12 protein-coding genes are annotated in these 12679 nt (G+C 72.1%); 7 read left to right on the top strand and 5 right to left on the bottom strand.

The window, feature by feature from the left end; genetic code table 11:
* Positions 1–286: 286 nt before the first annotated feature.
* Entirely contained in the window at positions 287–544 is a 258-nt protein-coding gene (locus ABZS58_RS43700; RefSeq protein ID WP_354789976.1) for an SHOCT domain-containing protein, read from the bottom strand.
* Positions 545–1075: 531 nt separating this feature from the next.
* Positions 1076–3661, bottom strand: a complete 2586-nt coding sequence (locus tag ABZS58_RS43695) for a universal stress protein (RefSeq protein WP_354789975.1) — start codon at positions 3659–3661, stop codon at positions 1076–1078.
* A 558-nt stretch (positions 3662–4219) separates the two neighbouring features.
* On the opposite strand from ABZS58_RS43695, the gene ABZS58_RS43690 reads away from it, so the two are divergent.
* Positions 4220–4915, top strand: coding sequence for a CBS domain-containing protein (locus tag ABZS58_RS43690; RefSeq protein WP_354789974.1), 696 nt, complete (start codon positions 4220–4222; stop codon positions 4913–4915).
* 134 nt (positions 4916–5049) lie between these two features.
* Here the strand turns inward: ABZS58_RS43690 and ABZS58_RS43685 are convergent, their stop codons facing one another.
* Together ABZS58_RS43685 and ABZS58_RS43680 are read right to left on the bottom strand one after the other, a co-directional pair.
* Positions 5050–6291 carry a HAMP domain-containing sensor histidine kinase gene (locus tag ABZS58_RS43685; RefSeq protein WP_354789973.1) on the bottom strand — a complete coding sequence of 414 codons (1242 nt, stop codon included), beginning with the start codon at positions 6289–6291 and terminating at the stop codon, positions 5050–5052.
* A complete protein-coding gene (locus ABZS58_RS43680) occupies positions 6288–6971 on the bottom strand; it encodes a response regulator transcription factor (protein ID WP_354789972.1) in 684 nt (227 codons plus the stop codon). Before ABZS58_RS43680 ends, ABZS58_RS43685 begins: the two co-directional genes overlap by 4 nt.
* A gap of 63 nt (positions 6972–7034) precedes the next feature.
* On the opposite strand from ABZS58_RS43680, the gene ABZS58_RS43675 reads away from it, so the two are divergent.
* Positions 7035–7532 (top strand): DUF2231 domain-containing protein, encoded by a 498-nt coding sequence (locus ABZS58_RS43675; RefSeq protein WP_354789971.1) that lies wholly within the window; start codon positions 7035–7037, stop codon positions 7530–7532.
* Positions 7533–7868: 336 nt separating this feature from the next.
* Entirely contained in the window at positions 7869–8837 is a 969-nt protein-coding gene (locus tag ABZS58_RS43670; protein ID WP_354789969.1) for a nitroreductase, read from the top strand.
* A gap of 159 nt (positions 8838–8996) precedes the next feature.
* Here the strand turns inward: ABZS58_RS43670 and ABZS58_RS43665 are convergent, their stop codons facing one another.
* Positions 8997–9890, bottom strand: coding sequence for a hypothetical protein (locus tag ABZS58_RS43665; protein ID WP_354789968.1), 894 nt, complete (start codon positions 9888–9890; stop codon positions 8997–8999).
* Positions 9891–10093: 203 nt separating this feature from the next.
* Between ABZS58_RS43665 and ABZS58_RS43660 the strand changes: the two genes are divergently transcribed.
* The 4 genes from ABZS58_RS43660 to ABZS58_RS43645 are packed head-to-tail and all read left to right on the top strand — an operon-like array spanning position 10094 to position 12679.
* Positions 10094–10417 carry a hypothetical protein gene (locus ABZS58_RS43660; RefSeq protein ID WP_354789967.1) on the top strand — a complete coding sequence of 108 codons (324 nt, stop codon included), beginning with the start codon at positions 10094–10096 and terminating at the stop codon, positions 10415–10417.
* 38 nt (positions 10418–10455) lie between these two features.
* Positions 10456–10899: a hypothetical protein gene (locus tag ABZS58_RS43655; RefSeq protein ID WP_354789966.1), complete on the top strand. Its 444-nt coding sequence runs from the start codon at positions 10456–10458 to the stop codon at positions 10897–10899.
* Positions 10896–12257 (top strand): V-type ATPase 116kDa subunit family protein, encoded by a 1362-nt coding sequence (locus ABZS58_RS43650; RefSeq protein WP_354789964.1) that lies wholly within the window; start codon positions 10896–10898, stop codon positions 12255–12257. The genes ABZS58_RS43655 and ABZS58_RS43650 overlap by 4 nt, the downstream gene beginning before the upstream one ends.
* Positions 12254–12679, top strand: a complete 426-nt coding sequence (locus ABZS58_RS43645) for an ATP synthase subunit C (protein ID WP_354789962.1) — start codon at positions 12254–12256, stop codon at positions 12677–12679. The genes ABZS58_RS43650 and ABZS58_RS43645 overlap by 4 nt, the downstream gene beginning before the upstream one ends.

Raw genomic sequence — 12679 nt, 5'->3', positions numbered from 1 at the left:
TCGGCACGAGTCATCGTCAACGTCGAACTTCCTGTACTCGCCCTGCTCAGACCATGTTTCAGACCGCTTGTCTCATCTCAGCCTGACAGAGAGGGCAACGCCGGACACGACCGTGGCCTCATCACGACGCCGAGTTCGGGGAAGCTGTCGCCGAGGCCGGACATATCCCTGCCCAGTCCGGTTCGAGGTGCGCCGGAGCCGTAGTTGCCGGGCCTCACGTTTCAACTGATCCTGGGGCCATCCGTCCAGCGGCGGTTGGCGGTCGGTTGGCCTGCCGGATATCCGTTCAACCACTGGGCTTGGTCGGCATGGCACCGCCCAGCATCTGCAACCGCCGGATATACTCGTCTTCGTCGATCTCACCCCGGGCGAACCGTTCGGCCAGCAGTTGCTGTGGCACCGGTCGCGGACTGGTCGGCGTGCCGCGGCCGAAGTTGCGGACCAGCAGGACGACACCAGCGACCACCAAGCCCCAGAACAGCAGCGTGTTCAACGCCATGAGGGCCATGCCGAAGCCGCTCATGCCGTCGCCCCAGTACATCATCGTGATACCTCCATCCGCTGACCTGCTACCGCCCGGTGGCCGGTGCGTCCTTGCGAGGGCGAGGCCGTCGATCACCGATGCCGATCGCGCACGCGACCCACGGCCCACGCTTCATGCCCTCCTGAGCTGACATCTCTACTGTCCCCCCGGACCCTCTCGGGGGGCACGGGACAACGTCACATCCGGCAGGGCCGAAAGGCTCGACCCCGCGGCTGCAGGCTGGTCCGTTGTCAACGGACCAGCCTGCGGCTGACCGGTCCGGCCTGGAACATCGGCGCGCTGGCTGTCGGATCGGTCCGGTCCCTCGGCATGGCAGCCTCCCCCGGCCAAGGCGGCCATTCCCTCATTGGGTCCCGCGGCTTGAAGGCCGCCCTTGCCGTCGTGGAGTTGCAGACGGCCGAACTGCAGGCTGCAGACGCAGTGCTCCGCCGCGTCAGTTCAGCATCTGAGCCGGGCATCGGCACAATACGCTGACAGACCTGGAACCTTCTGTTCGACCTACTGGGAATGTCGACCCTGCTGGGAACGCGATCACTCGGAGCCGTGCACCGCGGTTGACGCTGCGGCGTGCCCGGCCTGATGCTCGGCGGTACGGCGGCTGCAATCGGCGGTCGGCAGTGTGATGGTCACAGTGAGGCCGCCGCCCGGTGTGCATTCCTGCCGCAACGCGCCTCCCATGGCTTCGGCCAGTCCGAGGGCCACCCGCCGTGCCAGGTTTGGCGAGAGCATCGGCGCGAGCGGCGGTGTGGCGATGATGGCGGACGTGTCGTCGAGGCCGCTGGTGTCGCTGCCGTGGTCGATGACCTGGATCTGGAGTTGCTGAGGTTCGACGATGGCGGTGATGGTCGGCGGGCTGTGTGGCGGGCTGCGGCGCAGCGCGTCGGCGGCCAGGCTGGTGATGCTGTGCGTGAGCAGCTGGCTGTCGGCGACGATGCAGGGAAGCCGGTCGGGCAGCCGCAGGGTGACAGGTTGACCGTCTGGGCCCAGGTCGTCGATCGCGGCATCGATCGCCTCGGTGAGGTCCACCGGGCGTAGCCGGCAGTCGAGGGCGCCGGCGCGGAGTCGGCAGAGGTCGTCGAGGTCGGTGAGGAGGCGGACGGTGCGACCGACCGACGCTTGCGCAGCGGCGGTGTATCTGGCCTGGTCTGATGGGGCGAGACGGCACGCGTGGCCGGTCAGGTCGGTCAGTGCGGTCTCGGCTGCGGCCAGCGCGGCACGCAGGTCGGGGATGGCTGCGACGAGGGGACCATGCAGGTGTTCGACGGCGTCGGTGGGGCGTGGTTCGACCTCTCGGTTGAACGCGTCGGTGAGGTGCGCGACGTAGGCGGTGAGGATGCGTTGCTCGTCGGCACTGAGCATGCGCCCGACCCCGGCGATGGTGAGGCCCTCGGCTACCGGGGCGGTGACGTCGGCGCCTTCGGGGCGCTCGGGCGGGTGCCAGCCGGCGCTGGCCGCAACGTACCAGTCCGCGCCGGGTCTGTTGTCGGGCAGACGTTCGAGGAGGCTGACCGCGCGGAGACCAAAGGTCTGCCGGAGCTGTTCGAGCAGGGCGGCTGGACTGTCCTGACCTCGGAGCACCCCGACGGCCAGGTGGCTCAGCGTGCTGGCCTGGGCGGACTCATGGGCGGCTCGTCGCGCCCATCCCGCCGTCAGTTCGACGGACAGGCCGAACATGGACCCGGCGGCGACGAACACGGCAAGTACCGCTGCGTCGGTGAGCCCTGAGTTCGTCGGGGCGTGTTGGGGCAGGAGGTAGCTGGCCAGCAGGCCGGCGGCCAGCGCCGCGGCAAGCGCTGGATACAGGCCCCCGACGAGTGCGACCGCGAGTACGGCGAGCAGGTACAGCGCCAGCCCGACCGGCACCTCGAGTTCGCCACGCAGGGCGCCGAAGGCCATCGTCAACGCTGGCAGCAGCACTGCCGCCACGATGAATGCGTACCAGCGCCGGTGCGGGCCGAGATCCCTGGTGAGGCGTGGCAGGGAGAGCCGCGGTGGCCCGGCGGCACCCTCATGGGTGACGGTGTGGACGTTGACCGGCCCGCACAGCCGGACGACCTTCGCCGCGACGTCCTCGCCGGACAGCAGTCCGGCGAACCCGCCACGGCGGCTGACCCCGAGCACGATCTGGGTGGCGTTCTGGGCTCGGGCGAGCTGCAACAGTGTCTGTGCGACGTCGTCGCCGACCACCTGCCAGTAGCTGCCGCCCAGCGACTCCACCAGCACGCGCTGGCGGACCAGTGCCGCAGGGTCCGCTCCGATCAGCCCGCTGCACGTGGTGACGTGGACCGCTATCAACTCGCAGCCGGGCATCCGGGCGGCGATACGGGCCGCACGCCTGATGATCGTCTCGCCGCCGACGTCTCCGGTCACTCCCACGAGGATGCGTTCCCGGGCCTCCCAGGGGGCTGCGATGCCATGCTCGGCGCGGTAGTTCTGCAACCCTTCGTCCACCCGGTCGGCGACCCACAGCAGCGCAAGTTCGCGCAGCGCGGTGAGGTTGCCCGGCCGGAAGTAGTGGGTCAGCGCGGACTCGATGCGATCCGGCGGGTAGATGTCGCCGTGAACCATCCGCCGGCGCAGCGCCTCCGTCGACAGGTCCACCAGCTCGATCTGGTCGGCTCGGCGGGCCACCGCATCGGGCAGCGTCTCGCGCTGCACCGTGCCCGTGATCTGCTGCACCGTGTCGTTGAGTGACTCCAGGTGCTGCACGTTGAGCGTGGTCGCCACGTCGATCCCGGCCGCGAGGAGCTCCTCGACGTCCTGCCAGCGCTTGGTGTTGCGGCAGCCGGGCACGTTGGTGTGCGCCAACTCGTCGACCAGCGCGACCTGCGGGTGCCGGGCGAGGATGCCGTCCAGGTCCAGTTCGGCGAACGCCGACCCGCGGTAGGTCAGACTCCGGCGCGGCACCGTTTCCAGATCTTCGGCCATGACCGCGATCGGTTTCCGCCCATGCGGCTCGACGACGCCGATGACCACGTCGGCGCCCTCAGCCCGGCGACGAAGACCCTCCTGCAGCATGGCGTAGGTCTTGCCCACGCCCGGCGCAGCCCCGAGGTAGATCCTCAGTCGCCCTCGCCCCGCGCCGGCCGGGCCGGTCATGTCATTGCTCGCTCCCATGACCTGTTCCATACCTATTGCCTGCCCCACCCCGGTGCGGCCGAACACGGTCTTGACAGCAGGTCGCGGGAATCCCCCCGTCGACGCGCGTCCGCCGCACGAGTTTGGGAGACGATCAGACGTGGCCCCGGTGACGGTCTGCGGTGGCTCGCCGCGCTCGGCGTGTTTCGTTGCCGAAACACCGCAGGCCTGGGACCGGCACTCCGGAGGATCAAGGTCCTCTCGCCACCGCCGGCCGGGACGACAGGACCGGGAGCGTTCGAGGTGAGCCGGCCGACGACGTCGCGTAGCCCGGGCCACCCGATCCCGATCGAGCTGTGACCTTCGGCCCTGCCGTCCGCCCTGAGGTCGAGCAACGGTTGACCTGATGCGGGATGCGAGTGCTTCCCGCCGTCGAACCGGAACGGAGCAAACCGATGCAGCGTCGGAAGCGCGCGAAGATCATCAACACTGAGGGGGAACCCCACGCCGCCTCGGGGCTCGACGACGCCTCCGACACCATGATTGCCCACCGTTCCACCGACGACGCTCAGTGCCCCGATACCCGAGGAGACAGGCATGAGTTGGGCACGTGTTCGTGACGTGATGACCGAGTCGGTGGTCGTGACGACACCCGACTGCGCGTATCAGCAACTCGTCGACGCGCTCGCCGACACCGGCGTGAGCGCATTGCCCGTGGTCGACCAGAACAACCGGGTGCTCGGCGTCGTATCTGAAGCGGACGTGCTCCAGCATGACCCACGCATCGGCGGAGAAGCGAACACCGACACCGAGCCTGCTGAGCATCAGCGGCGTGACGCCATCAGAGCGCCAGATGGCGGGACGGCGCGCGACATCATGACTTCGCCTGCCATCACGATCACGCAGGAATCCAGTATCCACCAGGCCGCCCGGCTCATGCTGCGCCACCACGTCAAACGACTGCTCGTCGTCGACCCGGAATCCGGTGCCATGATCGGCATAGTGTCCCGGCACGACCTCCTCCGGCGGTACTTGCGCAGCGACGAGGCGATCCAACGCGACGTCGCCGATGAAGTGCTGACGCAGACGCTCTGGTTGGACCCCTCGCACATCACCGCGACGGCGACCGACGGTGTGGTGACGCTGACCGGCAAGGTCGACCGCCGATCGACCGCCGTGATCGCTGGTCAACTGGTCCGAGGTGTCGACGGAGTGGTCGCCGTCAACAATGAGATCGGCTGGGACGCCGACGACACGACGCGAGGCAGCCGGAACGTCTCCGGCGTACGGTGAGCGGGCGCAGTGCCGAGTGCTCAGCGAAATGCGCGTCGTCGTGCGGGTCCAGCGGACCGACGAGCGTCCAGTCGGCGACGAGCGTGGTGCCGGCCCGTGAAACCATGCACGCACCGCGGCCCCGACAAGAGGTCCTACGTCCCTTCGCCCGGGTGATCCCCGGCCGGCGCGGCGGGGAGGTCGATCACGAACCTGGCGCCGCGCCCTGGGCTACCGGAGACCTCGAGCCGTCCGCGGTGAGCATCGACGACCTCGTTGACGAGCGCGAGCCCGATGCCGAACCGGCGTCCTTCGCGATCGGCCTGGCCGTCGCCGCGCGCGAACCGGCGCATCAGGTTGCGCGTTTCGGCGGGGTCCAGGCCATCGCCGTCGTCAGTGACCGCGATGTACACCCGGCCGCCACCGCCGTGCACGTCGACGGTCACGATGCCACCCGCATCGACGTGGGCCAGCGCGTTGTCGACAAGTGCCGCGAGGGCCCGGCGCAGCGAGGAGCGCACACCCTCCACCGTCAGCTGCTCGTCGCCTGTGTCGGCGACGAGCGCGACGCCCCGGCGCTCGGCGTGCGGACCGACGGACGTGACCAGGTCGCGGACCAGGTCGCCGGCGTCGACCCGAACTCCGGCGGCGGGGCGGTGTTGCAGTTCGGCCGACAGCAGAAGGTCCTCGACGACCTCGCCGAGGGCGTGGGTGTCGGCGGTCAGCCGCGCGAGGTCGGCCCGCAGCCGGTCATCGGCGGGCGATCCGGCGCGGGCGATCCGGCGCTGGATCAGCTCGGCGCGGGTGTGCAGCACCGCGAGCGGCGTCCGCAGCTCATGGCTTGCGTCGGCGACGAAGCGCCGCTGCAGTTCCAGCGCTCTGGCCAGCGGCAGTACCGCCCGACGGCCGAGCAGGACTCCAGCAGCGCCGGCGGCGGCGATGCCGAGCAGGCCGCCGACGAGCAGCGACCCGACGAGCCGCTCCCCGGACTCCGTGCGGGCGGTCACGTCGAGCAGCCCGACGGTCCGGCTGCCGTCGGGCTGCTCGACCGCATACGTCTCGTATTCGTGGCCGGCGACCCTGGCGTTGCCGCGCCCGGCCCGCAGCTGCATCAGGTCGAGCCGGGCCAGTGGCTCCGGCACCGCGGGGCCCGCCGTCACCGCGCCGGACGCGTCGCGGCGTAGCAGCACCACACCGTCCGAACCGGTCAGCTGCGGGCCGGCGGCGACGGTGACCGCACGGACGGTGCGTTCCTCGGCGCGGTGCTCGGCCCGCACGGTGAGGGAGAACGCGAGGACGCTGACGAGCAGCACGGTGGCCGCGACCGCCGCCGCCACCTGCGCGGCGATGCCGATCGTCGCGCGGCGGACCATCCGCGCGTCCGGTGAGCGGTTCACGCCGACCCGATCTGGTAGCCGCGCCCATGGATCGTTCGAATCACGTCGCGGCCGAGCTTGCGCCGCAGGTAGTGCACATAGGTGTCGACGACGCCCGGGCTTTCCGCCGCGTCGAAGACCAGCGAACGCAGGTCGTCGCGGTTGAACACCTGCCGCGACCGGGTGGCGAGCGTGCGCAGCAGGGCACACTCGCGTTCCGAAAGCGTCACCACCCGGCCGTCCGGATCGCAGACCTGTCTGGCGTCGAGGTCCAGCCAGCGGCTGCCGATCGCGACCCGGTGCGCGTGCTCCGGATGGCGACGGCGCAGCGCCCGCAGCCGGGCGAGCAGTTCCTCCAAGTCGAACGGCTTGACAAGGTAATCCTCGGCGCCTGCGTCGAGTCCCTCCACCCGGTCGGCGACGGCGCCGCGCGCGGTCAGCAGCAGGGCCGCGGTCGCGACGCCCCGCCCGCGCAGCCTGCGCAGCAGTTCCACCCCGTCGATCGCGGGCAGACCACGGTCGAGCACGATGACGTCGTAGCGCCGGGTAAGCCCGAGATGGAGCCCCTGCTGCCCGTCGCGGGCCCGGTCGACGCGGTAACCCTCATCAGTGAGCAGCTCGACGAGCATCCCGGACAACTCGCGGTCGTCCTCGACGAGCAGCAGGGCGGGCGCGGGCCGGTCGGGGTCGGGGTCGGACACCCCGCTAGCGTGACACGCCCCGGACTAAGAAACCTCGAAGATCATGCAGGCAAGGTGGTGCTCATGCCCGACACCATCGATGGCCTCCCGCTGCACCCCCTCGTCGTGCACGCGGTGGTGGTCCTGCTTCCCCTGGCGGTGCTCGGCGTCGCCGCACTCGCGATCCGCCCGTCGCTGCGGGACCGCTTCGGATCGCTCGTCGTCGGCGTCGCCGCGCTCGCGACGGTGGCCATCCCGATCGCGACCAGCACCGGGGAGGATCTGGAGCACCGCGTCGGCGACCCCGGTGAACACGCGCAGCTCGGCGACACGCTCATCTGGTACGCCCTGCCACTGCTGGCTGTCGCCGTGGCGTTGGTCTGGTCGCACCGCCGGACCAGGACCGACGGTGAGGAGCGCACCGGCAAGCCCGGGCGCGGCACGACCGGTGTCGTCCTGTCGGCGCTCGCGCTGGTCATCGCCGCAGCGAACCTGGTGCAGGTGTACCGGGTCGGTGACTCCGGCGCCCGGGCGGTATGGGACAACACGCCGGCGGCTTCGACCCGCGGCCCGGGACGCTGACCGGCCTGCCACAACCCCCGCCGCCCGCCAGGTCGCGTACCGCCTGGTTCACGTCCAGGCGCGAACGACGGCATCGTGTCGATGACCCGGCCTGGTCGTGGGAGCGGCGGCGCCACGACGGCCACGGATCCCGTTCTCATAGCGGGTGTCGCGCCGGGTGGAGGCCGATGCGGTGTCGATGGCGCTGGGTGAGTGCGTATCGGGTGAGCAGTCATCGCGATCCTGCTGCCCCCACCCGGCGTGAGTCCGGACGCCCGGTCAGGGACGTCCGGCCCTCGGCGGACCGCCGCTGTGCGGGGCATGGTTGGGGTAGAAGCCGTATGAAGGGTGGGTCCGATGGCGATGTCGCTGACTGTGCCGGATACCTGGGAGCCCGAGGCCTTCACCGCAGCGGTCGGAGACGCCGTGTGGGCGCCGTCGATCCACAACAGCCAACCGTGGCAGTTCCGGCGGACCGGGAAGGGTATCGAGGTGACTGTCGACGAGGCCCGCCGGCTCCCGGCCTGCGACCAGGACGGCCGCATGGCCCGCATCTCCTGCGGCGCGGCAACGTTCAACTTGCGACTCGCGCTCGCTGCCACCGGTCTGCCGGCCCGGTACCGGTTCGGTCGTGACCCCGTGCTGGTGCATCTGTCGCCGGCACCGGCCCGGCCGCCGACGCCGGTGGAACGCCGGCAGCACTGGCAGATCCGGCGCCGGCACACCAACCGCGGGCCCTTCGCCGACCGCGCCCTGGAAGCGGGGGTGCCGGAGCTGCTGGCAGAAGCCGCTCGGCGGGAAGGCGGCTGGCTTCACTTCGTGGCGGGCGAGCACGCGCTAGCCTCGCTGGCCGAGTGGATCCACGACGCGGATGCCCAGTTGCGGACCTCCCCGGCGTACATGGCAGAACTGCAGGCCTGGAGCACGGCGGCCGACACCTCGGTCGAGGGGGTGGGCCTGTACGCGGCCGGCGCCGCACCGCACCCGGACGAACTGCTGACCCGGCGCGACTTCGGCGGTGCCCGGCACGACTCGACCCGCGACGTCGTACGCCAGCCGGTCGTGGCGATCCTAAGTGTGCTCGGCGACGGTCGCAACGACGACGTCAGCGCCGGGATGGCCCTGCAGGGCGTACTGCTGACCGCGGCCGACCTCGGCCTGGCCACGGCGATGTACTCGCAGCCGGTCGAGGTGCCTGCCACACGTGAGCGACTCCGTCGCACGATGAGCGGCATTCACCAGCCGCATCTGGTGCTGCGCTTCGGGTTCGCGCCGACCACCTGCTACACGAACCGCCGGCCTGTCGGTGATGTCATCGTGGCGTGACGGCCGGGAGGTCATCAGGACACAGCGCTGCCCGCCCGGGTGGCGGACGTGCAGCAGCCGGACGGGTTCCGTGCCCGTCCTGTTGAGCATCCTCGAGGCGCTGGCGTGGCCGGCGTCCGGCCTACCGCTGCTGAAGCCCTTCGCCACCCGAGTTGGACCTCAGGCGTCAGACTGCGACGGCAACACCGAGTCGAACATCTCGACCCGCGCTTCACCGGCGGCGCAGGCCATCGCGGCGCGGACACGCCAGGCGTCGACGGCGAGCACCGCGGCCGCGCCGAGCGCGGCACGTTCGTCGAACCTGGCATCGCGCAGCAACGCGCGGCCGTCGTGCTCCAGGCGGTGCCACCACCGCACCTCGGCCCGCCACAGCTCTTCCGGTCCGGGGACGTCCCGCAGCACCCACGAGGCCGGCCGTGGCAGCGCGGCGACGTACTCGTCGAACGTCGCCGCCGCCATTGCCGGCCTGCCGACGAGTGTCGCGGCCCGCGTACCGGCGGGCCCCTCGACGCGGTGGCCGGCCACCCAGTGCTCACGAGCCACGGCCAACGCCACCGCTCCCGCCGCCCACGGCAGGGCCGAAGACACTGCCGCGACCCGCTGCGCCCACGACATGCGCATCCCCAGCAGCACGGCACGGGCTGTCGCGGCACCGGGATCACCCCACCCGGACCCGGCCAGGGTGACACGCACCTCCTCCAGCGTCGACGCCGCCGCGAGGCGGGGCCAGGCGACCGCCAGCGCACCCGACCGGAACGGCGGGGCACTGACCCGGCCGTGCAGGCGTCGCAGCAACTGGTCGGTGTTGCTGATCTCGTACCAGCCGGCGAACGCCCGCAGCGATTCCGCCCCGCGCCTCGGCAGCCAGCCCGCCATCACCCGCAGATGCCACAGCAACGTCGCGGCGACCGCGGTCTGGACCTCCGCCAGCGTCTGCCCGACACGGGCGTCGTGTCCGTACGGCGTTTGGCGCAGCGCTTCGATCGCCGCGTCCAGACCATCGGTCGTGGCGAGCAGCCGCGTCGTGGCCGGGCCCGCGCATCGCCGAGCCATCGCATGGGCCCGCACCGCGCCGGCCACAAACGAGATCCCGCTTCCGCTCGTCATAACTCCAGCCTCCGGGCTGCGCCGGGCGCGTGGCAGGCCGGAGGGACCAGCGTCCACGGGCCGTCCGGCCCTGCCCGCGGCGCACCGCGCCACCTACCGTCGCATGTGCAGGGACTAGTCGCTGGGGGGTGGACAGGATGGTGCCGACGATGATCTTCGCGGTGTTCCTCGCGGTGTGCCTCGCGCTGGTCTACACCGTGCTGGCCGTCCGCCAGCTGTACACGCTGCGCGACGGCGACGGCGACGGCCCGGTCGCCGGTGCGGGGCGCTGGCGCACGGGCTGGCTCGCCGCACGCTCCGGGCCGATGCCGCAGGCCGTCCCGGCCGATCAGCGCCTGGCCCGCGCCGAGAGCGACGCGGTGCACCGGCTGCTGCGGGGTGAACTCAGCCGCGCCGGGTACGTGGCCGCGATGGCCGAGCTCGCCGCCCGCGATGCAGCGGAACGTCCGCTCGACGTGCCCACCACCCCGTAGCGAACGTGCCGGGACCGTGAAGGCAGGTGCAGGTGCTGATGACGATCCGGGATCTGCTCCAGCGCTTCCGCCCGGCGGGCGCGCCGGGCGCGGCGATGCCCGCGGCGGTGCCCGCGGACCGCGGCGCGGAGGCGGCCGCCGAGCTGCGCGTCGTGTTCGCGGCGCTCGACGACACCCATGCGGAGGCCGCGCGGATAGCCGCCCGGGCCATCACTGAGGCGGCCGACCGGCGACGGTGGGCCGCCGGCGCCGCCGACCGGATCATCGCCGCCGCGCGGCGTTCGGCGCAGGACACCCGTGCCGACGCCTTCGCCACCGCCCGGGCCGGCGCCGCACGCGCCGATACCGAGCTGCTCGCCGAGGCCGAGCACCAGGCCGACGCCTTGCGCGCCCGCGCGCGGCAGCGGATGGCTGAGTGCGTCCCGCCGATCGTGGCGGCGGGGTTACGCCACGCGTACGGCGCCGGGGAGGCGACACCGTGACAGCCGGCGGCACGCGGGCAGCGGATCCGGACGGGTCGTGGGGTACCGCGCTCCACCACCGCCTGCGCCCCGTCCGCATGCTGCGCGTCGCCCTGGTCGCGCCGCAGCAGTCGCTCGACGCCGTGCTCACCGAGGTCGGTGCGGCCGGCGTGCTGGAGCTGGAGCCCGTCGACGCCCCCGCGGGCCGCGACGGCGGCGCGGCCGAGGTGCGTGACATCGAGGTGCGTGACATCACGTCAATGCGCGACGGGGCAGTCCTGGACCACGGCGTGGCAGCGTACTGCGGCTGGTGCCCGGCCTCGGCCCGGGCGCTCCTCACGGCCCGCATCGCGCCGCTCGGTGGTGCCCTGGTCCCGTTGCCGGTGCCGCGCGGCGTCGACCCGCCGACCCTGCTCGCCCCTGGCGGCGCGCTCCAACGGTCGTTCGCGCCGCTGGTGGAGACCTACGGCACCGTGCCGTACGCAGACGTGGACCCGACCCTGATCGCCGGTATCGCCTACATCGTCATGTTCGGCATGATGTTCGGCGACGCCGGCCACGGGCTGCTGCTGCTCGCGTTCGCCGCGCTGCTGCGGCTGCGCCCGCCGCGGCGCTTCGCACGGCTGCGCCGGATGTGGCCGTTCGCCGCGGGTGCCGGGCTGGCCAGCATGGTGTTCGGTCTGCTGTTCGGCGAGGTGTTCGGGCCGACCGGTCTCGTGGCGCCCCTGTGGTTGGCACCGCTGGACGAGCCGGTCCGGCTGCTGGGCGCGGGTGTCGCCCTCGGTGCGATCCTCCTCGCGGTCGCCTACGCCGTCGGCGTCGTCAACCGCTGGCGCGAGGGCTCGGCGGGTTTCGCGCTCTACGCCGCTTCCGGGGTGGCCGGTGCCGCCGTGTTCGCCGGCCTCGGTGGCGCCGCCGCCGGTGTCTACCTCGGCAGCGTCGCGGCGGCCTCGGCCGGGGCGGTCGTCGCGGCGGTCGGGCTCGCGCTCGCAGCGGCGGGCCTGCACGCCGGTGCCGGCGGCGGCGGGGCCGCCATGGTGCAGACGCTGGTGCAGCTGTTCGACCTGGTCATCCGCTTGGGCGCGAACCTCGTGTCCTTCGCGCGGCTGGCGGCGTTCGGCATGACGCACGCTGCGCTCGGCGCACTGGTCTGGTCCGGCACAACAGGGTTGTGGCACCGGGGCGGCACCTGGGTCGTCGTCGCGGCTGTGGTGTTCGTCGCCGGCAACGCCATCACGTTCGGTCTGGAGGCGCTGGTGGCCGGGGTGCAGGCGCTGCGGCTGGAGTACTACGAGCTGTTCACCCGCGTGTTCGAGGGGACCGGCCGGGCGTTCCGACCCTGGCGGGGCGAGCCCGGCCCGAAGGAGGTTTCGTCATGAGCCTGATCTGGCTGGGTGTCGTGCCCGTCGCGCTGGTGCTGGCCTGGGCGGCCCGCCGCCTGGCGCCCCGGCACGCACGGCTCGTGCCACGCGTCCTGCTCGCCGTCAACGCGACGCTCGCGGCCGCGGCCACGACGGTCGTGGTCGTGCTGCTGTCCGCGGCCCCGGCCGGTGCGCAGGCACCCGCCGCGCAGGGCGCGGCCTCGTCCGGCAACTGGGCGGCGCTGCTCGGTGCCGCGATCGCCGTGGCGGGTTCCTCCATCGGCGCGGCGATCGCGGTGGCCTACACCGGGGCGGCCGCGCTGGCCGCGATGAGCGAGCGGCCCGAGCTGTTCGGCCGGGCCATGGTGATCGTCGGTCTCGCCGAAGGCATCGCGATCTACGGCCTCATCGTCGCGATCATCCTGATCGGAAAGGCATGA

This window comes from Dactylosporangium sp. NPDC005555, from assembly GCF_040605635.1.
In the GTDB taxonomy this organism is placed as follows: Bacteria; Actinomycetota; Actinomycetes; order Mycobacteriales; family Micromonosporaceae; genus Dactylosporangium.
This window is presented reverse-complemented; position numbering and strand designations above follow the sequence as displayed.

What these genes read in the sequence shown, in the direction of transcription:
- ABZS58_RS43700 (WP_354789976.1), bottom strand. Translation starts at nt 544, where the DNA reads ATGATGTACTGGGGCGACGGCATGAGCGGCTTCGGCATGGCCCTCATG.
- ABZS58_RS43695 (WP_354789975.1), bottom strand. Translation starts at nt 3,661, where the DNA reads ATGGGAGCGAGCAATGACATGACCGGCCCGGCCGGCGCGGGGCGAGGG.
- ABZS58_RS43690 (WP_354789974.1), top strand. Translation starts at nt 4,220, where the DNA reads ATGAGTTGGGCACGTGTTCGTGACGTGATGACCGAGTCGGTGGTCGTG.
- ABZS58_RS43675 (WP_354789971.1), top strand. Translation starts at nt 7,035, where the DNA reads ATGCCCGACACCATCGATGGCCTCCCGCTGCACCCCCTCGTCGTGCAC.
- ABZS58_RS43670 (WP_354789969.1), top strand. Translation starts at nt 7,869, where the DNA reads ATGGCGATGTCGCTGACTGTGCCGGATACCTGGGAGCCCGAGGCCTTC.
- ABZS58_RS43665 (WP_354789968.1), bottom strand. Translation starts at nt 9,890, where the DNA reads ATGGCTCGGCGATGCGCGGGCCCGGCCACGACGCGGCTGCTCGCCACG.
- ABZS58_RS43660 (WP_354789967.1), top strand. Translation starts at nt 10,094, where the DNA reads ATGATCTTCGCGGTGTTCCTCGCGGTGTGCCTCGCGCTGGTCTACACC.
- ABZS58_RS43655 (WP_354789966.1), top strand. Translation starts at nt 10,456, where the DNA reads ATGACGATCCGGGATCTGCTCCAGCGCTTCCGCCCGGCGGGCGCGCCG.
- ABZS58_RS43645 (WP_354789962.1), top strand. Translation starts at nt 12,254, where the DNA reads ATGAGCCTGATCTGGCTGGGTGTCGTGCCCGTCGCGCTGGTGCTGGCC.